We start from the raw sequence: 24,089 nt of genomic DNA, 5'->3' as shown, positions 1-24,089 counted from the left end.
ATATGATGTTTTTTAGGTGTGTTATATGTTAGAAGCACTGAATGATCTGTTTTGCCACCTTAAGTGCTTCCATTCCCTGTGATAAACTTACAATCGGAGTTGTTTTATTTTTTATTGCTGTAGCAAAAGTTTCTAACTCGTCAAGTATAGCATTATTTGCTTCAATATCTGGATTTTCAAAGTAGATTTGCTTCTTGATTCCTTCAGCATTTTGTAATATCATATCGAAGTCTCCTGGAACCTCCGGAGCATCTTTCATTTTGACCACTTCGCATTTTTTTTCAAGAAAGTCAACCGAGATATAAGCATCTTTCTGAAAGAATCGCGACTTGCGCATATTTTTAAGCGAAATCCTACTTGAAGTTAAGTTGGCAACACAACCATTCTCAAATTCAATTCTTGCATTGGCAATATCAGGAGTGTCGCTTATGACTGAAACACCACTGGCACTTATGTTTTTTACTGGAGATTTAACTACGCTTAGAATAACGTCAATATCGTGGATCATTAAATCTAAAACAACTGGGACATCAGTACCACGAGGATTAAATTCTGCCAATCGGTGTGTTTCAATAAACATTGGTTCTGCTATAATGTCTTTCACAGCGGTAAAAGCAGGATTAAAACGCTCTACATGCCCTACTTGGCCTTGTACTCCATGTTTATAGGCTAAAGCAACCATAGCTTCAGCTTCAGCTACAGTGTTTGATATTGGTTTTTCAATAAATATGTGTTTACCAGATTCAATACACTGCTTTGCACAATCAAAATGAGATAAAGTTGGAGTAACGATATCGACAACATCAACCGCTTCTACAAGTTCAGTAATAGTACTGAAAACACGATATCCAAACTCTTCTGATACGCGTTTAGCGTTTTCTTGATCGGGATCATAAAACCCGACTAACTCATAATGTTCTGATTGGTTGAGTAGGCGCAAATGAATTTTTCCTAAATGTCCTGCGCCAAGTACCCCTGCTTTGAGCATATGCTTGATTTTACTGCAAAAGTACCATTACCGCTTGTTTTGGGCAAAAAAAAATAGGGGAAAGCAATTTGGGCTAACTAGCTGATTTTGTTAAGGTTTATCTGATTTTCAGTTGAATTGTTATGATAATTTTAATATTTGTTATAAACAAAATTTGTTAATAACAAATATTTGATTACATTTGAATCATCGTTAAGGCGGTATTTGTTTTTTGAATTAGTGAAATGATATATGAAGGAGAGAATACAGGCTTTGTTTTGAATAAGAAACTATTCTAACCTGCTCATAATGTTATATGCTGCGAGGATTTCCCCAACGATCCTCGTGGCAAAAAAGTTTAACTAAAACTACGGTGCTATGGTATTTATTGAAAGGTTATTTCTGGTGCTCCTTTCGGTAGTAGTTTTGACTATGATCTTTATGATCGCCTTTTATGCAGGTAAGATCATTCAAACCAGAATTAAAAAAATTAGTGACTTTATACCATTCGTGAAATAGTATATTGGGTTAATCAATGTTGTGCACGAAGGACAAGGCGTTTAGGTGAGCCTTGTCCTTCTTTTTTTTCTCAAATTTGAGATATTTAACTTCAGAATTGTTTATTTGTAAAAACTAAACCCGACCCACTCTTGAAAGACACTTTTAAGCATCAAGGAATGCGAAAGCAGTTAGCGGCTATTCTCAGAAAAAAGGAGATAACCGACAATGCTGTTTTAAAAGCAATAGAGGTAATTCCAAGGCACTTGTATTTAGATTCTAGCTTTGAATCGCATGCATATCAGGATAAAGCGTTTCCAATAGCGGCCAATCAAACTATTTCACAGCCCTATACGGTAGCCTTTCAATCACAATTGTTAGGAGTTTCACCAGGGGATAAAATACTTGAAATCGGTACCGGGTCGGGATATCAGACTGCGGTCTTGTTGGAGATGGGGGCTAAGGTGTATAGTATTGAACGTCAACAAGAGTTATATAAAAAAACGAAACTGTTGCTATCGAAACTTGGTTATCGTCCTAAGCAACTCATTTTTGGAGATGGTTATAAAGGGTTGGAAGAACAAGCCCCATTTGATGGTATTATTGTTACAGCCGGAGCACCCTTTGTGCCAAAACCGTTGATGAGTCAGCTAAAAGTAGGAGGTAAGTTGGTGATTCCGGTAGGTGACGATCCGCAAGTAATGACCTTATTTACTAGAAAATCTGAAAAAGAATTTGCTAAAGAAGAATTTGGAGAATTTCGGTTCGTTCCGCTTCTTGAGGATAAAAATTAGCTAGTTATTGTAGTTTTTCTTAATCCTATCCAGGTTTTTCTTGTTGTCCCTGTCTTTTATTGTGTTTCGTTTGTCGTGAAGTTTCTTTCCGCGACCCAATGCAATTTCTATTTTAGCCAAACCTCGATCATTCAAGAACAGTTTTAGGGGGATGATGGTGAGTCCACTATGCTTTACTTCTCGTTCAAGCTTTTTTAGTTCGCGACGATTTAACAGTAGTTTGCGTGCTGTTTTTGGTTTATGGTTGAAATAGGTTGCATGACTATATGGATCGATATTCATATTGATAACAAATAACTCTCCGTTGTTAAACTCGCAAAAACTGTCAGCTATATTAGCTTTCCCCTCCCTTATCGACTTAATTTCGGTTCCTGCCAATACAATACCAGCGACATAAGTGTCTAGAATTTCGTATTCAAATCGAGCCCGTTTGTTTTTTATGTTGATATTCTTCTGCAAGATGAATCTTTATGACTGCCAAAAGTACTAACATTTGATGAAATCATCACTCAATCTTAATTACTGTTAATACTTTCTTTCAACATTACATTATATGTACTTTTGTATATATACTATTAATTAATCTATGCGAAACTTTCTTTCACTTATTGCTTTGACTTTCTTTTTTGGGAGTTGTCAAAAACAGCAATCATCTACTAATGTGCAACAAATTGTGGATGATGCTATCGCTGCATCAGGAGGTGATACCTATAGCAACTCTGTTGTATCCTTTAGGTTTCGTGATAAAAAATATAAGGCTATACGACATAATAGTCGATTTATTCTAAATAGATTTTTTGAAGATAGTTTAGGGGGTTTTTGCGATGAATTAACCAACGACGATTTTGCTCGTTACCTAGATAAGGAATATTATCCCTTGGCTGATTCTCTTTCAGATAAATACCGGCAATCAGTTAATTCGGTTCATTATTTTGCGATGTTACCATACGGCTTAAATGATGGGGCAGTGATTAAGGAATACCTGGGGGGTACCACCATTAATAATGCAGAATACGATAAAGTAAAAGTGCGATTTAATGCCAAAGGCGGTGGCGATGATTTTGAAGATATCTTTATTTATTGGATTAATAAAGAAAGTGCCTTTGTAGACTATCTGGCGTATGAATACCATACTGATGGGGGCGGAAGTCGTTTTAGAGAGGCCTATAACCCGCGTATTGTTAATGGAATCCGTTTTGTTGACTATAAAAATCTAAAGCCTGAAAATAAGAAAAGGCCACTTGATAGTTTGGAAGTAGATTTTAAGAATGGGAAATTAAAACTATTGTCGAAAATTGAATTAAAAGAAATAGAGGTTATTCCCTTGAATGATTGTTCGAGTTGTTAATAGTTATTGCTATGCCAATAATTCGTCATGGATCAATTTGTCAACAACTTTGGTTGCATTGGCTAGATAGCTTCGGTCATTCATAATAGTGCTAATTGCGATACCGCCTTCTAAAATGATAAACATTCGTTTTGCAAATGCAAAAGAATTTGTATGCGCCTTAATGTTTCCGATTTTAATTCCCTGATCTATTAATTCCGAAACTTCGTTTTGCCATTTTAAGACAATTTCTCTTACTCGTTGAGATAATTGCAGATTTTGATTATTGGCATCAATTCCTATATTTATAAGAGGACATCCTCCGATGGCAAGGGTGTAATCATAATATTCTCCATAGAATTCAGTAATCTTAAATAGTTTTTGAAGTGGTTTTTTTCCTATGGAAATTCGGCTTTCTAGTCCTTTTAAAATATATTTAAGGGCAGTATTAAAAGCTGCGAGTGCTAAATCTTCTTTACCTTTAAAGTTGCCATAAATAGCTCCTTTTGTTAAGCCAGTTGCATTTGTAATGTCTTTCATACTGGTGCCATAAAAACCCTTTTTATTAAAGATTGGAGTTACTTTTTCGATGATAAATTCAGTAGTATGAAGCGCTTTGGACATCTTTTGCTGATTTTTTTACTAAAATATTAAAAATATACCTTTCGGTATATTTTTTTAAGTATTTTATCGATCTTGTACTGATTTAGTAACGGTTTTAAGTGAATTTCAATTCAGAATGAAACGATTCAATTTCATAAATATTGTGCATTTCATCGAATAATTTTGCATTTAAACTTAAAAATGTAGAATATTGATCTGTGATTGAGAGGAGGCAATAAGTTCTCAGTCATCAACCAAACCAAAAGACCAATGTATAATCCCAACCAAAAAACCGATGAAATGAATTAAATTAAAGATTAAGTTTAACCCTCACCTAAATCAAACATCATGGAAAAATTACCTACTCTTAGCGGCATAACTGCTCAAGTAAAGACTGCTTTTGTAAATGTCTTTATTGTATCTATTTTTACGGTCAGTTTTACAAATGCCCAATCTATCCTATCACCAAAAACATTATTTGAATATGCATGTCCGCAAGATAGCTTCAATAAATTTGAAGTTGCAGTTGAAATAGAACCAGCGGATTTTGCGAATGATAATAACTTTTTTATTGAGTTATCAGATAAAAATGGGGATTTTAAAAACCCTACAATTCTTACTGTTTCTGAAAATAGTAATGATGCAACCTTTTTTTATGCAGAATTTGCATTCCCAGATAATGTATATGGAGAGAATTACAGAATAAGAGCACGTTCTACTTCTCCTGAATTTATAAGTGAGGCTTCTACACCTTTCGCAGCTCATTATATAAATAATTTATACCTGACGCTAAATAATTACGAAGATGTTACGCTTTGTAGCGAAGAAAGTGAAACGCAGATTGCAATTAATTCAGCAGGAGATTACACGTACCACTGGTTTAAAGATGGAGAATTTTACGTAGCTGCTGGAGCCGAGATTACTGTTAATGAACCTGGCCTCTATTATGCGGAAACATTTTTAGGAAGTTGTACAGGGCTTGCTTACTCAAATGTAATTTCTGTTACCGAAGGTGAAGACGAAACCCAAGTTGAAGTATTTCCTGGTCTTGAAGTTCAACTTAGAGCAGGTGACATTCAGGAATTTACCGCAACTGGTTCAGACACTTACAAGTGGATGAATGAAATAGGAGAAATAATCAGTGATAAAAGTATTGCGAATATTGACGAAGCTGGTATCTATACAATAGAGGCAACTTCTGGAAATTGCAAAGTAACTAAGAACATTGTTGTTACTCTGATTGAGGATGACGCCTTAGATATCACAGAAAATGATGAAGAGATAAATGCGTTAAAAGCTGATACAAAACAAATTCCTAGTTTTATTAGTCCAAATGGTGATAATGTAAATGATAAATGGGTATTGCCTGAAAGCCTTTCAAGTGATTCAAATGTTGAAGTGATGATTTTTACTGCAAACGGGACACCAATTTTCGAAACAAACAACTATCAAAACAACTGGCCGAATGAAAGTATTGCCAGTAATACCAATGCCGCTACGAACATCGTTTATTACATGATTAAGAAAGAAGGAGAAGCAATAGGAAAAGGTTCGATTACAGTTGTACAATAGTAGATTGCTTAACAAGTATATACACCAATAACCTTCTTAGTATTTTTATTTAAATTAAGAGCCGTTGAGCCCCAAAACAACGGCTCTTAAAAAAAAGTAAACAACGCCCTCAACATGACTAAAACTGCAAGATTAATCATCTCAATTATTTGGCTTATTCCCTTATTTTCCTTAATACAAGCACAAAACTCAGAACAAGTTGAAGTTAGATCACAACTAATTGACATTTCAAGTCAAAATTTATTAAAATTCAATCGATCCCTTTTTCACCCGGCTTTTTCATATGTGTGGCAAGAAACCCAAGATTTAAGTATTTATAGCCGGATACAATGGGTGGAGATCGATAACTCACCAAAATCCTACTTTTTTAATTATACTGGAGTAGTCAGCGAACAAGTGGGAACTAGTCTTAGTCTGTTTCAACAAAATGTGGGGATATTAACAAATTTTGGAGTTATTGTTAATGGTGCATATAGCATACCGTTAGCAGATAATGTATCGCTTACAATGGGTGTTAACATCCCGATTTTTAGAACAGCATTGATCAACTCTTTTGAGGTAAGTAATGATCCGACCTTGGCTAATTTTGAAGAGTCAGTTGTAGTAATAGCTCAACCAGGTATTAACCTTTCAATAGGCCGTTTTGACATAGGAATTTATGGTCAGAATTTGGTTGATTACAACCTTAAAACTTCTGAATCATTAACATCTTTTGACGAAAAGACGTTCTCAGCTCATTTTATTTATTCCCATCCAATTAATAGCGGAGTACGTTTTTTAGATCAAGGAACCCTTCGTATTGCAGCTACTGGGCTAATTGAAGGATCAAATGCTTCGCAATTAGGTACAACGGTCTTGTTAGATCTTCCTGATTATGGGTGGTTTCAAGCTGGTTACAATGGTTTTTCAGGCTTTCGAAATGAGTTTAAAGGATATTCCGTTGGAGCAGGATTTAAGATAAGTTCTGAAATTTCGGCAGGAATGGTATATGAAAAAGGAACGAATGTTAGTAGTTTATTGGGACCTACCTATGAAATAACAGTAAGCTATTCTTTCGTTTCTAAAAAACAAAGAAATAGGGGTAATAATCGCAAAAAGAAGACAAAGTATCGGTCTAAATCAGCGAAAACCAGCAACAATGCTAAGTCAAAAATACCCGCCCAAGGAACGACTGAAGGGACTAAAAAAGAAGATACCAATACAAAGGTTAATACAATAGACGATTTTAAAAATAGTCTTAAAACAAAGTACGAAAACACAGAAACCTTGCAGCTTCGTGCTGTCGACGGGGTAAAAGAAGGGTTTTATGTAGTGGCCAATGTTTTTGCCAACAAAAGTAATTTTAACAGATTCATGGTAAATCTGGCTAAGAAAAGACTTTCGCCTAAATATTTTTATGATAGTGATCGCAAGTATTACTACGCGTATTTGGGTCGTTATGATAGCGAAGACGAAGCTGAAAAAGCAAGAGCTTCTCAATTTGATGGACGCTATCAGGGAGAACTTTGGGTGTTGGGAGTGACTAATAAAAAATAATGCTGTCTAAAACGAATTATGAAATAATATAGAGTAGATTATTATATAGAGTGAGGACCAAAAAGGGAGGGGTGATAGGACCCCTTTCTTTTTATTTTTATATACTTTCTTAAGTGAGTATGGTTCTAATTAATCTAAAGGTAATTCATTAAACTCTTTGCGTTTGTTTTGAAACCAATCTTGCATCGCTTGAGGAGACCGCATAAGCATTTGCATTTCCTTCATTGCTTCTAAATGAACAGGATCTTGTTTTTCAAACATTTCCATCCCGTGTTTCTTACTCATTTCGGCGATCTGTTCGAATGTTTCTGCTTGAAACTTCATATCACATGCGCCACCAAGTTGCCTACAAGTCATTGTCTTCATAGTCATTCACTTTACCTAGCTTAATCTAAAAATAATATTTTCTTTTAATATAATGGACCCGATTTGTGTCAAAACCTCAATGGTTCATTTACTTGAAAGTCTTGTGCGTTTATTTTTTTGCCATTAATATGGTCGCTATCCCAATCTTGAGTAATTCTCCATGATCTACCTATTTTTTGCAGTACAATATGAAATTGGCCATAACTATATTGAATGTTTTTATTTGCTATTGTCGTTATTCTGAAAAATCCTACCTCATAAGAAGTATTTTCATTAGTATGCCTGCTATCAAACCAAAAATCTAAGGTTATCATGAGCCCCTCTTTTTTGTACTGTTTAAATCGTTCAATGTTTTTATACTTGAATATTTGTTTGGTATCAACACCTTCCGGTGTAACCCGTAATACTTTTTTAGCATAAATGGCATTCAAGGTTTCAGCATCTAAACTTTCGAAAGCGTTTTTGAAAGGCTTCCAAACGGTTTGATCAATTTCATTTTGAATGATTTCAGTATTGCTTTGCGCAATTATGTTAGTTGAAGCAACAAATACTAATAAAACAATAATAAAATACTTCATAATGTTATGCTTTAACTTTTATTCAAACACCGCAACCGCTCTAACCGGAGAGCCTGTGCCTCCTTTTATTTTTAAGGGAAGTGCAATAAAACGGAACCGCCCTCGACCTATTAGTGTATGTAGATTAATCATATTCTCATAATGTGTAAAACCCATTTCACCACATATATAATGTATTTCTTTGTTCGAAATTTTTGGGACTCCAGGCGACATGGTTTCTACACCAAATGCTGCAATTTTCTGTTCGCCTAACCATCTGGCTGCTTCTGCAGTAAGTCCTGGGCCATGGCCCCAATGTTCAGTGTTGAAGTGTTTGCGATAATGATCCGTATGGATTAATACTGTGTCACCATTTTTTATACTTAAACCCGCTGTATCACATGCTTTTTTTATTTCTTCACTATATATGAGTTCTTTTAAACCTTTATCGGAAAAATCGAGACAAATTCCTTCCGTATAGAACATTGATAGTGGCATAGTGTCAATAGATTGCCCTTCGTATTGCTTTGCCATATGGTTTATGGCATCTACATGGGTGCCGGTATGTTCGCCAAGTACTAACTTATGAACAGCAGCTGTTTTGGTGGTTGGATTTTTTATTCCATCCCATTCTTCATGCGAGTTGTGAATGCTCATTTCTACTTGCGGAAGGTCTTTGTAAACTGGCATTCCAGCATAAATGTCTTGACTGAGATCTATAATTTCTGGCATTGTACGTTTCTATGGTTCAAAATGTGTTATTCAATTCATAGATGAAGATGTAAAACTACTATAAAAAAGAAAAGCAAGCTTGTTAGATCACAAGCTTGCTTTTCTTTTTTAGCAGCGGCCAATTTATGAAACTAAAGATGATTGATTTCTAAATACTAGTTCGTCATCGAACGCATCAAGCAATATGACGCTATCGGTGGTTATTTTTCCCGATAATATCTCTTTAGAAAGGCTATTCAACACTTGCTTTTGAATAACTCTTTTTACTGGTCGAGCTCCAAATTGAGGATCAAATCCTAATTCAGCCAGCTTATCCACAGCCTCATCGGTAGCATCCAAAGTAATATCTTGCTTTGCTACCATTTTTATGACCTGCTGTAATTGTAATTTTACGATATCTGTAATATTTTCCTTTGTTAAAGGAGTGAATAACACAATATCATCAATTCTATTAATAAATTCAGGTCTAACGGATTGCTTTAGCAATCCTAGCACTTCAACTTTAGCAGCTTCAGTTGCCTTTTCCATATCAGGAATGGTCTCAAACTTATCTTGAATCACATGACTGCCTAAATTAGAGGTCATAATGATAATTGTATTTTTGAAATCAGCTACTCGACCTTTATTATCAGTCAATCTACCTTCATCTAATACCTGAAGTAAAATATTAAATGTATCAGGGTGTGCCTTTTCAATCTCATCTAAGAGCACAACACTATAAGGCCTTCTTCGCACCGCTTCGGTTAGCTGTCCACCTTCGTCATAACCTACATAACCTGGAGGCGCTCCAATTAACCTGCTCACTGAATGTCGCTCTTGGTATTCACTCATATCGATGCGAGTCATTGCATTTTCATCGTCAAACAGGTAGGAGGCAAGCGCTTTGGCCAACTCTGTTTTACCAATACCGGTAGTACCTAAAAACAAGAAAGAGCCTATTGGTTTTTTTGTGTCTTGCAATCCCGCACGGGATCTTCTTACTGCATCACTGACAGCCTCAATAGCTTCATTTTGACCTACAACCCTTTTGTGAAGCTCATCTTCTAGTGTTAGCAACTTATCGCGTTCGCTTTGTAACATTTTTGTTACGGGAATACCGGTCCATTTTGCAACGACTTCAGCTATATCCTCATTGGTTACCTCTTCTTTTATTAAGGAGTTTTCTTGATTTTGAGCTAATTCCGCTTGTAGTTTTTCTAACGCTTCCTGCGTTTCTTTAATCTTGCCATACCGAATTTCAGCCACTTTGCCATAATCACCATTACGTTCTGCACGTTCCGCTTCTAGTTTATAGTTCTCAATAGCAGTTTTTGCTTTTTGTACGTTGTCGACCAGTTCTTTTTCACTGATCCATTTTGCATTAATCTCGTTACGGTCTTCTTTTAGGTTAGCAAGATCAGCATGTAGTGATTTTAACTTGACTTCATCTTTTTCCCGTTTAATTGCCTCGATCTCAATTTCTAATTGCATGATCTTTCTATCAAGAGCGTCTAACTCCTCTGGTTTTGAGTTGATCTCCATTCGCAATTTAGAAGCCGCTTCATCCATAAGGTCGATGGCTTTGTCTGGTAGAAAACGGTTGCTAATGTATCGCTGTGATAGCTCAACGGCCGCAATAATAGCCTCGTCCTTGATACGCACCTTATGATGGGTTTCATATTTGTCTTTTATACCTCTTAAAATAGAAATGGCACTTTCTGTATCGGGTTCATCTACATGTACTTTTTGAAAACGACGCTCTAAGGCTTTATCTTTCTCAAAGTATTTTTGATATTCATCAAGAGTTGTGGCACCTATTGCTCTTAATTCACCTCGAGCTAGAGCAGGTTTTAAAATATTAGCTGCATCCATTGCGCCTTCGCCTCCACCAGCACCAACGAGTGTGTGTATCTCATCAATAAATAATACAATGTCACCATCGCTTCTGGTAACTTCTTTAATTACTGATTTTAGACGCTCTTCAAATTCACCTTTGTACTTGGCGCCAGCTATCAATGCACCCATATCTAGCGCAAAAATTTGCTTTTCTTTTAAATTTTCAGGAATATCTCCTTGAATAATTCGATGCGCTAGTCCTTCGGCAATGGCCGTTTTACCGGTACCCGGTTCTCCAACTAAAATAGGGTTGTTCTTTGTTCTTCTTGAAAGAATTTGCAAAATTCTGCGAATTTCCTCGTCTCTACCTATTACGGGGTCTAGCTTACCATCATTGGCAAGTTGATTTAAGTTTTTGGCATATTTGTTAAGAGAATTATAGGTGTCCTCTGCGCTTTGAGAGCTAACTTTTTCACCTTGCCTTAACTCGTCTATAGCTGCTTTCAATGTTTTTTCGGTTACCGCCTGGTCCTTTAGTATTTGCGAAATCTTGCTTTTCGATTTAAAAATCGCTAGTATTAGATGTTCTATCGATACGTACTCATCACCTTGTTTTTTAGCTACAAGCATAGCATAATTAATAGTTTTACCTGCATCAGGCGAGAACATCAACTGACCTCCGCTAACTTTCGAAAATCGATCTAATTCTTTATCTACAATTTGAGAAACTATTGAAGGATTAACGTTGAGTTTTTTTAAGAGAAAAGGCAGCACATTCTCATCGATCTCTGTAATGGCTTTGTAAATATGCTCGTTTTCTATTTGTTGATGACCATATCCTTGCGCAATAAGCTGCGCCTGTTGTATAGCCTCTTGAGATTTTATGGTGAAATTATTTAAGTTCATAGTATTCGTTACTTTAATATGTTAATCAAAATGTCAATCTTTGTACCAATACATCTTAGCCGACAAAATGACTGAAAAACCAAGTTTTATAATGACTTTTTGTCGCAGTGTAAGTTCTATTTAATAACGAAGACTATAAGGCTGATTAATATTTAAGTATAATCGGTTTGAAATAAGGAATTAGTGGGCTTTTCTTAATTGAGAAGCCTATTGATTTGTAATACAAAAAATACTGTAATGGGAATATTCAACAAGTTGTTTAAATCAGAAGATAATGGTAATCGAAATGCAAAAAATATTTCTTGGATACCCTTGACTGCTGTAAATCAATTAGATGAAATAGTGGAAGCTTCCAAAACAAAAACAGTTGCTATCTTTAAACATTCTACACGATGTGGTATCAGTAGCATGGTGATCCGCCAGTTTGAAGGAAGTTATGATGTACCACAAGATGTAGCGGATGTTTACTATTTGGATTTACTTCAATTTAGGTCAATATCAAATGAAATTGCTAGTCGTTTTGAAGTATTTCATCAATCTCCACAGTTGATTATTTTTAGAAATGGAGAAGTGGTGTTTCACACTTCTCATGGAGATATTAATTCGCAACAAGTTGCTGAACGAGTATAGTTGATTGGAGTGAAAAATATAAAAAGTAAGGTTAAGCATGGTACAATGCTAGGCTCAACCTTACTTCTAATACCTAAAGTTAGTATTCTTTAGATTGGGTTTTTACCCAAAATATTTTTCAATTTTGCTTTCAAATCCTCCCCAGTGTCATATACCATTTGCTCATTGCTGGGAAACGGAACTGATCTTGCATTTAGATAATTGAGCAGTTCAGTAGCTAAGGCTCTTTTGTCTCCCTGATAATTTGCATATATATGTTGGAAAACAAATTCACTTGAAATAGGGAAACTCTCAATTAACTGATTATTTCTAAGATCAGTAAAATTAACGTTCGCTGTAACCTGCGATGATTTAAACTGGGTAAATTCATAATATTGGCAAGTAACTTTAACAAACTTATCAACTTTTATATCGTTACCTAAACTATCTTTTTTAACATTACCATTCGAATCTAGCTCGTATTCAAACCCGTCTTGCACTAATTTTTCTTGAACCAATTGTCTTTCCTTCACCTGCTCCGGACTTATATTGATATTTCTAAAAGCCAACTCCATTTGGTAATCATAATTTAGATCTTTCAACTTTTCTGTATGATACTCGCTCCAAAGGTCATTTAAACCGTAAGTATCAATATTCATCAACTCGTCTTCAAGTCTTGTAGGAATAACGACTTCAGTATCATTAGTCATTTTAATTAGTACATAATCTCGACCTCTCAATAAGGCTTCCTTCATAAGTTCCCTAGTATTTTTATACCCCGGATTAATCTTATTTAAATATTCAAAATCCTCATATGCTTGTCTATAGTCCAACTTATCATTGCTTTGCATTAATTCATTGGCGTTTCCATATAAAAATGAAGAAAGAGATTCTTTGGTATTTAGAATATCATTAGTGTAGTTATTCATATTGAAACTAGCACCCGCCAACGGTAAAATTGGTCTAATTCTATCCTGTCTTCTTTGTAACCTTAAATAGGTGTTATACAACTCTTCCAACTTTGCAGGATTGTTCTCCTGTTTTAAAAAGCCGACTCGATCTAAATCCCTAGCTGTTGCTTTTGCATAGGCATCTTCAAGCAAAACAATATAAGGTTGCTTTCTTTTTTTGTCTTTGTTAGTTCTTAAATTTCTTAAAGCCGTCTCGATTGCTTGGTCATAGTTACCAGTTGCAACCGCCTTTTCGGTTTTTTTAACACTACTGCATGCAGTTATAAGGCTAGCAGTTACGAAAAGGAGTAATAGTTGTTTCATCCTTTTTTGTTTTAAGTTATTCAGTGATCTTTTCAAATAGGATGCCAAACTCAAAAAATATTTTTAATGAATTGATAATCAAAAATTTAAAATGTTATTCAAATGGTGGCAAAAGTTTGGTGCTTACTTCCCCAAAACCTATTCTTACATGTTCATTTTGGCAATATCCTTTAATAATTACGGTATCTCCATCTTCAATAAAGGTTCGTTCCGTACCATCATCCAAAACAACTTTATTTTTACCACCCCAACTTAATTCTAGCATAGACCCGTATGAATCTGGTGTTGGACCTGAAATGGTCCCTGATCCCATCATATCACCGGAGTTAACCGGGCAACCATTTACCGTATGATGCGCTAGTTGTTGGCTCATATTCCAGTACATGTATTTAAAGTTAGATTTTGAAACTGTTGTTTCTTTCGCACCTTCGGGTTGTAAAGCTACTTCGAGTTCTATATCATAACTTTTCTTTCCTGAAAATTGTAGATACTCAAGTGGTGCGGGGTCTTGTTCCGGTGTATCTGTTCTAAATGGTTCAAGCGCGTCCAAAGTAACGATCCATGGGGAGATGGATGAGGCAAAATTCTTTGCCAAGAAAGGCCCCAATGGTAAATATTCCCATTTCTGAATATCTCTTGCGCTCCAATCGTTAAAAAGTACAACCCCAAAAATATAATCTTCAGCTTCGTTAACAGGAATAGGTTCTCCTAAATTATTTGCGTCGGTAGTAATAAATGCCATTTCCAATTCAAAATCTACTCTTTTGGAGGGGCCAAAAACGGGTTTGTCAGCTCCCGGAGGCATCGTCTGCCCCTGTGGTCTATGAATTGGAATTCCTGAGGGAATTATGGAGGAGCTGCGACCGTGATATGCTACTGGCAAATGTTTCCAGTTAGGTAAAAGTGCATTTTCAGGATCTCTAAACATCATCCCGACGTTAGTAGCGTGCTCTTTGCTACTATAAAAATCAGTATAATCGCCAATTTGTACAGGAAGTTGCATCTCTATCTCATCCATTCTGAAAATAATGATGTCTTTATGTACTTTATTGTCTCTTAACACGGGATTATCAATGTCAAAAATGTCGCCAATTCTGTTTCTTACAAGTCGCCATGTTTTTTTTCCATCAGAAATAAAGTCGTTTAAGGTATCTTGAAGAAAAATATCATCTGTTAACGGTATTTCATCAAAATACCCCAGTTGATGTAGCGCACCTAAATCGATAGCATGGTTACCTATTCTGCTACCTATGGTGATAATATCGTCAGGGGTTAAAAACACCCCAAACGGAATGTTTTGTATAGGAAAGTCTGAGTTAGCAGGAACGTCTAACCACGACTTTCTGTTTGGATTGTTTGTTGTATCTGGCATGTTAGTGTTGTATAAGGTCTTTCTATATAGCTGAAAAATAATGATTTAACATAATGAAGATGCATTTAACCTCTCCAATATTCTACAAACAATATTATGAAAAAATAGCAACAACAATGGCTTAATTTGTTAGTTTTTGAATGAGTTCTTTTAGGAATACATTCATTTTTAACTAACAGTCATTAATTGTGCAAAAACTGTTAGCATGTTTAGAAGCAAATGGTCTTTTAATGGACTGTTTTTACTAAATTTACTGGCTTAAAATCACATTAATAATTGCTATTTATGGAACGGGACGAACAGATATTTGAGCTTATACAAGCGGAAAAAGAGCGACAACTTAATGGTATCGAGCTCATTGCTTCAGAAAACTTTGTTAGCGAGCAAGTAATGGAAGCTGCAGGGTCTGTGCTTACTAACAAGTACGCTGAAGGATATCCTGGTAAGCGTTACTATGGAGGCTGTGAGGTTGTAGATGAAGTAGAACAAATAGCAATTGACCGTGCTAAAGCTTTATTTGGTGCAGCATACGTTAATGTGCAGCCCCATTCAGGTTCGCAAGCAAATACGGCAGTGTACCACGCCTTTTTAAAGCCTGGAGATACTATTTTGGGTTTTGATCTTTCTCATGGTGGGCATCTTACTCATGGCTCTCCTGTTAACTTTTCAGGTAGACTGTACAATCCGGTTTTTTATGGAGTAGAGCAAGAAACGGGTGTTTTAGATTATAATAAAATTGAAGCGATAGCTAAAAAGGAAAAGCCACAAATGATCATTGCAGGCGCTTCGGCTTATTCACGGGATATCGATTTTAAACGATTTAGAGAAATTGCTGATGCCGTTGGAGCATTTTTACTTGCTGATATTTCACATCCTTCCGGATTAATAGCAAAAGGAGTTTTAAACGATCCATTACCGCATTGTCATGTTGTTACCACTACAACACATAAAACATTACGTGGGCCACGTGGCGGTATGATCATGATGGGGCAAGATTTTGAAAATCCATTTGGAATTACATTAAAAAGTGGAAAAAAACGCATGATGTCCTCATTATTAGATGGTGCCGTTTTCCCTGGAAATCAAGGCGGACCCTTAGAGCATATCATTGCAGCAAAAGCAATTGCTTTTCAGGAAGCCTTATCTGATGAGTACTTAAGCTATATTTTGCAGGTAAAGAAAAATGCTTCAGCAATGGCAGAAGCATTTGTGCAAAGGGGATATCATCTTATTTCGGGCGGAACAGATAATCATATGATGTTGATTGATCTTAGAAATAAGAATATCAATGGTAAACAGGCCGAACATGCTTTGGTAAAAGCAGATATAACGGTAAATAAAAATATGGTACCTTTTGATGATAAGAGTCCGTTTGTGACTAGCGGGATTAGAGTTGGTACAGCTGCAATTACAACCAGAGGGTTGGTTGAAAGTGATATGGAATCAATTGTTGAGTTAATTGATGAAGTAATAACTAATTTTGAAAACGAAGAGGTTTTAGAAGCCGTTGCTGAAAAAGTAAATGCTATGATGGCAGATAGACCATTGTTTGCTTCTTCAGCCGCATTGGTATAATAATTTTCCTTTAAGAAATAAAAAGCCAAGAAAAACACTTATTCCTGGCTTTTTATTTGATTTTAAAAGAAGCTAATCTATTGCTCCCGACATGTTTTGTTCTTCTTCAACACCCGCTGTATGACTATTGGGCAAGAACCATTTTGGCTTAGTTAAGCCCTTTCTTTGTGAAGTCATTTTATTATTTATAGCGTTAGGATATTCCGTTCTAATATAATTATCATTTTGATCGTAAAAATCAATGCGATTTAATGTTTCATTTTCGTAGAAATATATTTGGTAGCTATTATCAGTATTATATTCGTATAGCTCATAACTTCTTAAGGTATCAAACTCGTCATAATAATCAACACGCTCTATGTTTTGATTTATATCATATCTATATATAGTGGTTTGAAATAAACTTGGTTCCCCATCAATGTAGAGATAACTTACTGATTTTTCGACCTTATCAAAGTCATTATATGTGTATTCAAAAGTTTGATTCAATTCTCCTTCAAGTGTATAAAACTTAGTAAGAAGTTGTTGTCCCATCTCATTATAGCTTGTTTCATCAAGTAATACGCCAGTTTCGGAATCATATCTTTTGGACAAGTTAATTATTCCATTTACATAGTATATTTCCGAAAAAAGAATACCCTCGGGTGAGAAATTTTTATCACTCGTAATAACCCCCGATTCAAAAGTTCGTATCGTTACGGCACCTTGAGCATTCGTGAATTTACTCCAAGAGCGAAATTCCATCATATCGTATTCGTACTCAAACATTACTATATTTATTCCACCTTGACCATCATCAATTTGGATAGTACTTGTACTTTTTTCCAAAGAATTATTTTCGCGATAGGTAAAAGTTCGATTTCTAAAGGACTCATTATCTTTGAAGCTTTCTGTTGATTCAAAGTTCCCATTTTCAAGGTAATTGGATATGGTTTTTAATACTGGGTTTCCATTAGTATAGGTAATTGTATTGCTAATTCTATTACCATTTTCATCATATGTTCTAACGGCGGTGTCAAGTAATTGTTCGTTTTCGTCTATTCGTTTTACATCAGTCGTTTTCCATTCTTCATCAAAAGTAAACTCATAACTTATGTTTGGCGAGTTTTCTTGAATTCTATGATCTCGCTTAATAATGTTATTTTCATCATACTCATATCTTGCAGTAACCTTTCGGTTTCTAAAGAAGAAGAAGTCTTCTATTTCATATTCAGTTACTAAGCCATCGGAATTGTAGGTTAGATAGGTAGTTTTAGTGACCAAACGGTTTGTGAATTTTCTATATTGATAAGATTCTAATATTTTTCCAGATTCATCGGTATAGTGCACCCAATAAAATCTATTAGGGGCGCCATATGACCACCAGTGTTCCACAAAAGGAATCAAATGGTACTGGTTGTTATCTTCTATTTCATAAGACCCTTCTACGTTCCGAGCTAAGTGCTTTGCCGCTATTTCCGGCAGTACTACCGTTAAATTCTCGTTGGTATTGGTATTAACCTCTTCTACAATTTTACTAAGAATATTGACTATGGACTTCTCATAATCAATTTCATCTACAGATATATTTTGTAGAGTTTGTGTTGAAATACTAATCCCATTATCAGGATTGCCATCACTGTCTAAAGTCTGAAGTAAGGCTGCAATATTTTTAACCTGTTTTGTGTTAACAGTAGATTCAGGAATTAAATCTATTGGAGTAATAATATCTTTGGCTATAGCCGTTCCTATTGGCAGACTTCCAACAGAGAATTCAATTTCCTCGCCTTCTAGATATGAGAACTCGCCATTTGCATTCGTTAGTCCAGTTTTGGTAGGTGTTTTAAATGTCAAGCCAGCGACCTCACTATCAATGAACCTCCCGGTCAAAACTTCAGCGGGAGTAGGTTCTTCCTGCATTCCTGAGTCGGGGTCTGTGATATCTGGATCAATTTCTTCTATTGAGCAAGCAGCTACTAAAAACCATATTAACGTAAAAAAAGTTAAGAATTTAAATAAGCTTGTTTGTTTCTGGTAATATTGCATTCCTATTATAGTTTAGTAAATGCAATATAGAGTATTTAATTTCTACTTCAAATAGAATATCTTTTGAACCTCAAAAAAATGGGATAAACTAAACACTTCAATAGTTAGTCTTTGTTTAAAAGTACATTTACCCTAGCCCAAAGCTCATTATGAAAAATTGTAGGCACCAAAGAATCATCTGGTGCTTCACCAACGCGTATCATTACTAAATTTTCGCTAGGTACAACACTAATGAATTGCCCATTCTTTCCGATAGCCGAGATCAGATCTGATGGCGCTTCTTCTGATAAACTTGTATCAAAGGAGGTAGCGATCCCGGGATAAATAATACGATCTTGACCATTTAACCACCATAAGTAACCATAAGATGGATTTAGATTTTGCGAAGGAGTTGTCATTTGGGTAAAGTAATTATTGTCGTTCAAAATTGCAGTTCCATCCCAATTTCCTCTATTTAATATGAGAAGTCCAAATCGAGCCATATCTCTCGTGCTACCCCAATAAACATTATTATCACCTGTTTGTCGCCAACTTCCTTTTAAGCCGATGGTGGAGCCCAATCGATTTGCTGTAAAAGCATTGTACGATTCATTTGAAGCACTTTCAACCACATTTTTTAATAAGGTATAGGGTGCATTGTGATAAAACCATTGATTGTCGGCATCTTGCTTGTATAAAAGGCAGGGAGCATCTACACAATTAAGATCAGCGATTTCATAATCTAAACCAGTGGTCATTGTCAACTGGTTTTTTATACTTATCAGATTTTCTTTTTCCAGTGGTAAATTGGTCCATCCGTTTCCAAGGTAATCCGACGTTTTATCATTAATATCAAGTAGCCCTTCTTGTTGGGCAATACCCAATAATGTTGCGGTTAAACTTTTTCCCGCTGAAGCCCAATACCAATTGGTGTTTAGGTCAAAGGGTTTTGTATTTAAAATGTCGTTCCCCCAATATTGTTCTAAGACAATTCGTCCGTTTTTTATAAGAATAAAACCTCTAGTTCTATTATCCTCTAGATAGGTATAAAGAGATGATAGTTTGCTTGTATCCCAGGATAGCGATTCAGGACTTACTGTTTCCCATTGATCAGAATCTATTTCAGGGAAGTACATCAATTGTGCATCAGGGTTACTTTCTGTATCATCTTCCGATTCACATCCGGTTGATACAGATACAATTAATAGTGCTATGATAAGTCGATATAAAAAGTACTTGGGGAACATGGTTACCTTGTTTTATCCAATAATGTAGACTTGGTTATCTCATAAAGGTTTAAAACGTTTTTTGAGTTTTATTCGTATATCATTAATTTTCTTCGGGGAGCATGGTTGCCTGATAAGCCCCCAGATCGGGGCTCGATGTTCGATTGACACCTAAAAGATCCAGTGGCACCTGTGAAGCGGTATTTGAATCTCCTAATCCCAAGCCCTCTGAAGCTAATCCAATTTGAAATTGATTGGCTGAAGGGTTTAGAAAATCAGGATTTGCATTAAATAGCATATTTTCAAAAAGGTTGAAATTGTCAAAGTCGTAAAGTGGATTTTCCGAAAATTGATTGTTTACATCATTAAACTGAAGCAAACAATTAGTAAAGCTATAATTAAGCTGAGCAGCATCATTTTGCTGCAAGAATAGCTCTAAATTATTATCACCTTCGATAATGCAATTGGCAAAATGTGCTTGAACAAGGTCACTTGTAAAGAAGCTTCCATCTTGCAACTCAACAAAATTATTAATGAGTAAGGTCGGGAAAGAGCGAGTTCCATTAAAATAGTTCGCAAACGTACAATGCTTAAAATTGTAGGTGCCGCCAATACTTAAAAAAGCAGATGAGCGTGCGGCACTGCCAAAGACAGTATTTTCAGCTTCGATAGTCGCGGTACGTGCCACCATACCAAAGTCTGAATGGTTAAATAGTTGACTATTCTTTATAATTAATGTTGGGTTTCCTTCTCCATCATTATTATCAACTAAAAGACCGATCGTCCCATTTTTAATAGTTGCATAGTTTATTTGATTGTTGGTGCTTCCATCAGTTAACCAAATGGCTCCCCACTGCCCGGCAACATCATCAAATGAACTTTCTAGCCTATCGCCTTCAAAAATCACCTCATTTTCAAGCAAGGTCTGGTCACTACTTAATGAACCATTTACTTGAATACTACCATTATTACCAACAATAATACCTGAATCTCTATGAAAATGAATTCGAGATCCGGCTTCAATGTTTAACACTTTATCGGCACCTACAGCTGCATAGCCGTAGATGACATAGGGCTTTTCGCTAGAAAAGTTCAACTCAGAATCATCAAGTAAAAAACCTTCTATTTCGGTCTCACTTGGTGTACCTACCCCCAGAATAAGACTTTCAGTGGTGCCATCATCAAAACGTTCTGGAAATAAAAAAACCGCATCCTTTACCAACGAAACAAGTTCAACCTCTTGTTGATTGGGGGCTTGGTCAAACTGTATAGCATCGGTATATAAAAACTCAAGATTTCCAGAAGCAACCTCTTCGATATCAATAGTGGTTTCGACAAAAACGAAAATACTGTCTTTTGCTAAAATGGTAATATCTTCAAAGCTAGTACCCGCAATACCATCTACACTTAATCTAATTTTACTATTGTTGCCTTCACGTAGACTAATGGTCGGTATTGAAATATCGTTGTCAGAACGGTTATAAACTTTTAGATTAAACGTACTGGAGCCAATATTGGTAAATACAGTGTCTAGATATACGGTATCCTTAGAAAAAGATAAAGTTCCGCTGCTTGGCACAGTATCAAAGTCTTTTCTGCAAGAGCTCCATAGCATAAACAACAATAGCGTAGAGAGCAGCCAGGCTATTTTTTTAACTTTTACGATATGCTCTGTTTTTGTTTTCAAATAATTAATTAAAGATTAGATGAACATTGCGATCATTTCATCATTCATTCTTGCCGGTTTTTGTGTTGCTCTATTCAGCATACACCAGTTAGTAACAGTCTTACAAACTAAGGTTTGATCTTCTTCTTTTATTATTTCAACAATACGGGTTGAAATAGCCCCACGCATTTTTTGAACGTAAGTGGTTATCAGCAATTTTTCACCTAAAAAAGCGGGGTTTTTGTAGCTAATATGATGATCCATCGCAAACCAAACCACCTCTTTTTTGTCTTTTTGTGTCGCCACCAGTTCCCAATGCTCCTTAGCGATATCTTGAACCCACAGTAGGTAACGTACATTGTTTACATGTTTGTTTTCATCAAGATCATTGTTGGTGACGATAATTTGTTTACTGTGTTGTTTCATTAATTATCGCTCGATCAATTCGACTTCAAACAATGTATCCCAATATTTACCGGTAACAAATAGTGTCTTCTTGGTTGGGTGGTAGGCAATACCATTTAAAACATCTAATTGATCATGTTGAGATACCTTCTCTTTTAGCCCTCCAAAATTAATAACACCTTCTACTGCGCCATTTTTAGGATTGATAATTACCGCAACTTCTCTATTGGGTTGCCAGGTATTAGCATATATTTTGCCATTGACCCATTCCAGCTCATTAATGTCTTTTAAAATTTTGTTATTAGTGCAAACTTGAATGGAACCTTCCTCAATTAACGTATCTGGATTAAGACGCCAAATATGAGCTGTACCATCTGATTTATAAAGAGTATTACCATCATTACAAAAGCCCCAACCTTCTTTACTTTGCCCATATTGAAAGCTTTCTTTTTTCTCAAGACTAATGGGATCGTAAACAAAGCCGATACCTGCTTGCCAAGTTAGCGCGTACAATTTGTTATTTAAAATCGTAATTCCTTCTCCGAAATGATTGGCTGCCAGATCAGCTTTCCTGTTTACAGATCCTGATTTTAAGTCAACTATACGTATTGACGAAGCGCCACGCTTTCCGGTACTTTCGTATAACGTATCGCCTTTAAATTCTAAACCTTGTGTAAAGGCCTTTATATCATGCGGATATTCGTTGATGACTTTGTAGCCATACACCTTTGGTTTCTCACTTGAAAAAATACTGACTGGTAGTCGAACTAACTCGACCTCATTATCATGGTAAATAGAAAAGAGAACATCATGTTTACCAAGTGGTGCATTATTTAGAGAAAGTTCAAAGTTAGAAGAGGTAGTAACCTGATCTTCACTTTCACCATCAATTTTATAGGTAATAGAATCGACAGTGATACCTTTGTTATTCACCAAACTGAAACGCAACACATCATTTGTGTTAATATGCTTTTTTTTGGTTAGCAATTGTACCGCAAAATTCGATCCTCTTGCTTTTTTTCCACCATTGCAGGAAAATTGGAGGCCAAATGTCACTAGGATCAGCGTTATTCTAAAAACCTTCATTATTTCATTTAAATTTTAGGCAATTTATTCATTTTACTCTTTAATAATAGTATGATAAGCCCTTTTTAATTTGAATTATCAATAGTTTTTTCAACTTTTTATTAGATAACTATCACATATTAAAATGAATAGTTAAAGGAGCTTCAAAAAGTTAAATTTAAGTCTAATAATTGCCTGCTAGATTTTAAATTGTAGTATCTTTGCAGTCGGCAAGTCCTACACAACCAGCTCCTGTTGAATCCCCCAGGGTGGGAACACAGCAAGGGTAGACGGTCGTAGCGGTGTGATGTAGGTCGCTTGCCTTTTTTTGTGCCCTATTTTTAAGTATTAAGTTGATGTAATTTTACTTTTCTTTGCAACTTAATTCCAACATTAGTTTATGCCGAAAGTAGTTTTAATTACCGGAGCCTCTTCAGGAATTGGTAAAAGCATTGCACTTTTTTTAAAAGACAAAGGTTTTGTCATATATGGTACCAGTCGAAATCCTGATCAGTTTACTGATGGGAATGCTTTCAAATTACTTCAATTGGATGTAACAAAACAGGATACGATCCAGAATACAGTAAATACGGTCATAGCTGAGCAGGGTAAGCTCGATGTATTAATTAACAATGCAGGGATGGGGATTACTGGCCCAATTGAAGAGACCCCTATTGAAGAAATGAAGTTTGCTTTCGACACCAATTTCTATGGCCCCATTAGCGTTATGAAAGCGGTTTTGCCACATATGCGTAAGCAAGGTAGTGGACTAATAGTTAATATTACTTCTATTGCCGGATATATGGGATTACCGTTTAGAGGTGTTTACTCAGCTACTAAGGGGGCATTAGAATTAATTACCGAGGCAATGCGGATGGAGACCAAAGCATTTGGTATTCAAATCACCAATGTAGCTCCGGGAGATTTTGCTACCAATATTGCATCTGGTCGCTACCATACTCCTGTTTTTGATGATTCGCCCTATAAGGAAACTTATGGAATGTCGCTTAAAGAAATGGATGCGCATGTCGATCAGGGAGGTGATCCAAATGATGTTGCGAAACAAGTGTATAAAATCATTCTGACGAAAAAGCCTAGAATACACTATAAAGTAGGGGCTTTCATGCAAAAATTTTCAATAGTGTTAAAACGGGCGCTACCAGATAAGGTGTATGAAAAATTGTTGGTAAACCATTATAAACTGTAAATAAAAACACAGT

The 24,089-nt window shown here is 35.7% G+C and carries 21 protein-coding genes and 1 other RNA gene; 8 read left to right on the top strand and 14 right to left on the bottom strand.

Going from position 1 to position 24,089, the window contains the following annotated elements:
• Positions 1–28: 28 nt before the first annotated feature.
• On the bottom strand, positions 29–988 hold the full coding sequence (locus ABN763_RS17020; RefSeq protein WP_410486702.1) for a Gfo/Idh/MocA family oxidoreductase: 960 nt from the start codon (positions 986–988) through the stop codon (positions 29–31).
• A gap of 629 nt (positions 989–1,617) precedes the next feature.
• Here ABN763_RS17020 and ABN763_RS17015 point away from each other — a divergent pair.
• A complete protein-coding gene (locus ABN763_RS17015; RefSeq protein WP_410486701.1) occupies positions 1,618–2,259 on the top strand; it encodes a protein-L-isoaspartate(D-aspartate) O-methyltransferase in 642 nt (213 codons plus the stop codon).
• Here ABN763_RS17015 and smpB read toward each other — a convergent pair whose 3' ends face one another.
• Complete coding sequence (smpB, locus tag ABN763_RS17010; protein WP_410486700.1) at positions 2,260–2,718, bottom strand: SsrA-binding protein SmpB; 459 nt, start codon at positions 2,716–2,718, stop codon at positions 2,260–2,262.
• A gap of 127 nt (positions 2,719–2,845) precedes the next feature.
• Here smpB and ABN763_RS17005 point away from each other — a divergent pair, with 127 nt between their 5' ends.
• Entirely contained in the window at positions 2,846–3,607 is a 762-nt protein-coding gene (locus ABN763_RS17005; RefSeq protein ID WP_410486699.1) for a DUF6503 family protein, read from the top strand.
• A 9-nt stretch (positions 3,608–3,616) separates the two neighbouring features.
• On the opposite strand, the gene ABN763_RS17000 is transcribed toward ABN763_RS17005, so the two are convergent.
• Entirely contained in the window at positions 3,617–4,210 is a 594-nt protein-coding gene (locus tag ABN763_RS17000) for a TetR/AcrR family transcriptional regulator (protein ID WP_410486698.1), read from the bottom strand.
• A 327-nt stretch (positions 4,211–4,537) separates the two neighbouring features.
• Between ABN763_RS17000 and ABN763_RS16995 the strand changes: the two genes are divergently transcribed.
• Positions 4,538–5,761 (top strand): gliding motility-associated C-terminal domain-containing protein, encoded by a 1,224-nt coding sequence (locus ABN763_RS16995; RefSeq protein WP_410486697.1) that lies wholly within the window; start codon positions 4,538–4,540, stop codon positions 5,759–5,761.
• A 114-nt stretch (positions 5,762–5,875) separates the two neighbouring features.
• Positions 5,876–7,297, top strand: coding sequence for a PorP/SprF family type IX secretion system membrane protein (locus ABN763_RS16990; RefSeq protein ID WP_410486696.1), 1,422 nt, complete (start codon positions 5,876–5,878; stop codon positions 7,295–7,297).
• A gap of 129 nt (positions 7,298–7,426) precedes the next feature.
• On the opposite strand, the gene ABN763_RS16985 is transcribed toward ABN763_RS16990, so the two are convergent.
• The 4 genes from ABN763_RS16985 to clpB form a co-directional block, all read right to left on the bottom strand.
• Positions 7,427–7,663, bottom strand: coding sequence for a DUF1059 domain-containing protein (locus ABN763_RS16985; protein ID WP_410486695.1), 237 nt, complete (start codon positions 7,661–7,663; stop codon positions 7,427–7,429).
• 68 nt (positions 7,664–7,731) lie between these two features.
• Entirely contained in the window at positions 7,732–8,241 is a 510-nt protein-coding gene (locus ABN763_RS16980) for a hypothetical protein (protein WP_410486694.1), read from the bottom strand.
• Positions 8,242–8,259: 18 nt separating this feature from the next.
• Complete coding sequence (locus ABN763_RS16975) at positions 8,260–8,952, bottom strand: cyclase family protein (RefSeq protein ID WP_410486693.1); 693 nt, start codon at positions 8,950–8,952, stop codon at positions 8,260–8,262.
• A gap of 123 nt (positions 8,953–9,075) precedes the next feature.
• Complete coding sequence (gene clpB / locus ABN763_RS16970; RefSeq protein WP_410486692.1) at positions 9,076–11,673, bottom strand: ATP-dependent chaperone ClpB; 2,598 nt, start codon at positions 11,671–11,673, stop codon at positions 9,076–9,078.
• Positions 11,674–11,910: 237 nt separating this feature from the next.
• On the opposite strand from clpB, the gene ytxJ reads away from it, so the two are divergent.
• Complete coding sequence (gene ytxJ, locus ABN763_RS16965) at positions 11,911–12,303, top strand: bacillithiol system redox-active protein YtxJ (RefSeq protein ID WP_410486691.1); 393 nt, start codon at positions 11,911–11,913, stop codon at positions 12,301–12,303.
• 89 nt (positions 12,304–12,392) lie between these two features.
• Here ytxJ and ABN763_RS16960 read toward each other — a convergent pair whose 3' ends face one another.
• Together ABN763_RS16960 and fahA are read right to left on the bottom strand one after the other, a co-directional pair.
• Positions 12,393–13,556, bottom strand: a complete 1,164-nt coding sequence (locus ABN763_RS16960) for a hypothetical protein (RefSeq protein WP_410486690.1) — start codon at positions 13,554–13,556, stop codon at positions 12,393–12,395.
• Positions 13,557–13,650: 94 nt separating this feature from the next.
• Positions 13,651–14,928 carry a fumarylacetoacetase gene (gene fahA / locus ABN763_RS16955; protein ID WP_410486689.1) on the bottom strand — a complete coding sequence of 426 codons (1,278 nt, stop codon included), beginning with the start codon at positions 14,926–14,928 and terminating at the stop codon, positions 13,651–13,653.
• 285 nt (positions 14,929–15,213) lie between these two features.
• Between fahA and glyA the strand changes: the two genes are divergently transcribed.
• The gene (glyA, locus tag ABN763_RS16950) at positions 15,214–16,503 is read left to right on the top strand and encodes a serine hydroxymethyltransferase (protein WP_410486688.1); all 1,290 of its coding nucleotides are present in this window, start codon (positions 15,214–15,216) and stop codon (positions 16,501–16,503) included.
• A 72-nt stretch (positions 16,504–16,575) separates the two neighbouring features.
• Here the strand turns inward: glyA and ABN763_RS16945 are convergent, their stop codons facing one another.
• From ABN763_RS16945 to ABN763_RS16925, 5 genes are all read right to left on the bottom strand, one after another.
• Complete coding sequence (locus ABN763_RS16945; protein ID WP_410486687.1) at positions 16,576–18,528, bottom strand: hypothetical protein; 1,953 nt, start codon at positions 18,526–18,528, stop codon at positions 16,576–16,578.
• A gap of 104 nt (positions 18,529–18,632) precedes the next feature.
• Positions 18,633–19,754, bottom strand: coding sequence for a serine hydrolase domain-containing protein (locus tag ABN763_RS16940; RefSeq protein WP_410486686.1), 1,122 nt, complete (start codon positions 19,752–19,754; stop codon positions 18,633–18,635).
• Positions 19,755–19,836: 82 nt separating this feature from the next.
• Positions 19,837–21,420, bottom strand: a complete 1,584-nt coding sequence (locus ABN763_RS16935; protein WP_410486685.1) for a hypothetical protein — start codon at positions 21,418–21,420, stop codon at positions 19,837–19,839.
• Between the two features lie 15 nt (positions 21,421–21,435).
• Complete coding sequence (locus ABN763_RS16930; protein WP_410486684.1) at positions 21,436–21,825, bottom strand: acyl-CoA thioesterase; 390 nt, start codon at positions 21,823–21,825, stop codon at positions 21,436–21,438.
• A 3-nt stretch (positions 21,826–21,828) separates the two neighbouring features.
• Positions 21,829–22,890: a glutaminyl-peptide cyclotransferase gene (locus ABN763_RS16925; RefSeq protein ID WP_410486683.1), complete on the bottom strand. Its 1,062-nt coding sequence runs from the start codon at positions 22,888–22,890 to the stop codon at positions 21,829–21,831.
• Between the two features lie 207 nt (positions 22,891–23,097).
• Here ABN763_RS16925 and ffs point away from each other — a divergent pair.
• Together ffs and ABN763_RS16915 are read left to right on the top strand one after the other, a co-directional pair.
• Positions 23,098–23,196, top strand: an RNA gene (gene ffs, locus ABN763_RS16920) — signal recognition particle sRNA small type.
• Between the two features lie 73 nt (positions 23,197–23,269).
• Positions 23,270–24,076: an SDR family oxidoreductase gene (locus tag ABN763_RS16915; RefSeq protein ID WP_410486682.1), complete on the top strand. Its 807-nt coding sequence runs from the start codon at positions 23,270–23,272 to the stop codon at positions 24,074–24,076.
• Positions 24,077–24,089: the final 13 nt, after the last annotated feature.

Source organism: Spongiivirga sp. MCCC 1A20706, from assembly GCF_046524175.1.
GTDB lineage: Bacteria > Bacteroidota > Bacteroidia > Flavobacteriales > Flavobacteriaceae > Spongiivirga.
This window is presented reverse-complemented; position numbering and strand designations above follow the sequence as displayed.

Excerpts from the sequence above, each read along its gene's own strand:
- ABN763_RS17020 (WP_410486702.1), bottom strand. The coding sequence starts at position 988 with ATGCTCAAAGCAGGGGTACTTGGCGCAGGACATTTAGGAAAAATTCAT.
- ABN763_RS17005 (WP_410486699.1), top strand. The coding sequence starts at position 2,846 with ATGCGAAACTTTCTTTCACTTATTGCTTTGACTTTCTTTTTTGGGAGT.
- ABN763_RS17000 (WP_410486698.1), bottom strand. The coding sequence starts at position 4,210 with ATGTCCAAAGCGCTTCATACTACTGAATTTATCATCGAAAAAGTAACT.
- ABN763_RS16995 (WP_410486697.1), top strand. The coding sequence starts at position 4,538 with ATGGAAAAATTACCTACTCTTAGCGGCATAACTGCTCAAGTAAAGACT.
- ABN763_RS16990 (WP_410486696.1), top strand. The coding sequence starts at position 5,876 with ATGACTAAAACTGCAAGATTAATCATCTCAATTATTTGGCTTATTCCC.
- ABN763_RS16985 (WP_410486695.1), bottom strand. The coding sequence starts at position 7,663 with ATGAAGACAATGACTTGTAGGCAACTTGGTGGCGCATGTGATATGAAG.
- ABN763_RS16980 (WP_410486694.1), bottom strand. The coding sequence starts at position 8,241 with ATGAAGTATTTTATTATTGTTTTATTAGTATTTGTTGCTTCAACTAAC.
- ABN763_RS16975 (WP_410486693.1), bottom strand. The coding sequence starts at position 8,952 with ATGCCAGAAATTATAGATCTCAGTCAAGACATTTATGCTGGAATGCCA.
- clpB (WP_410486692.1), bottom strand. The coding sequence starts at position 11,673 with ATGAACTTAAATAATTTCACCATAAAATCTCAAGAGGCTATACAACAG.
- ytxJ (WP_410486691.1), top strand. The coding sequence starts at position 11,911 with ATGGGAATATTCAACAAGTTGTTTAAATCAGAAGATAATGGTAATCGA.
- ABN763_RS16960 (WP_410486690.1), bottom strand. The coding sequence starts at position 13,556 with ATGAAACAACTATTACTCCTTTTCGTAACTGCTAGCCTTATAACTGCA.
- fahA (WP_410486689.1), bottom strand. The coding sequence starts at position 14,928 with ATGCCAGATACAACAAACAATCCAAACAGAAAGTCGTGGTTAGACGTT.
- glyA (WP_410486688.1), top strand. The coding sequence starts at position 15,214 with ATGGAACGGGACGAACAGATATTTGAGCTTATACAAGCGGAAAAAGAG.
- ABN763_RS16945 (WP_410486687.1), bottom strand. The coding sequence starts at position 18,528 with ATGCAATATTACCAGAAACAAACAAGCTTATTTAAATTCTTAACTTTT.
- ABN763_RS16940 (WP_410486686.1), bottom strand. The coding sequence starts at position 19,754 with ATGTTCCCCAAGTACTTTTTATATCGACTTATCATAGCACTATTAATT.
- ABN763_RS16930 (WP_410486684.1), bottom strand. The coding sequence starts at position 21,825 with ATGAAACAACACAGTAAACAAATTATCGTCACCAACAATGATCTTGAT.
- ABN763_RS16925 (WP_410486683.1), bottom strand. The coding sequence starts at position 22,890 with ATGAAGGTTTTTAGAATAACGCTGATCCTAGTGACATTTGGCCTCCAA.
- ABN763_RS16915 (WP_410486682.1), top strand. The coding sequence starts at position 23,270 with ATGCCGAAAGTAGTTTTAATTACCGGAGCCTCTTCAGGAATTGGTAAA.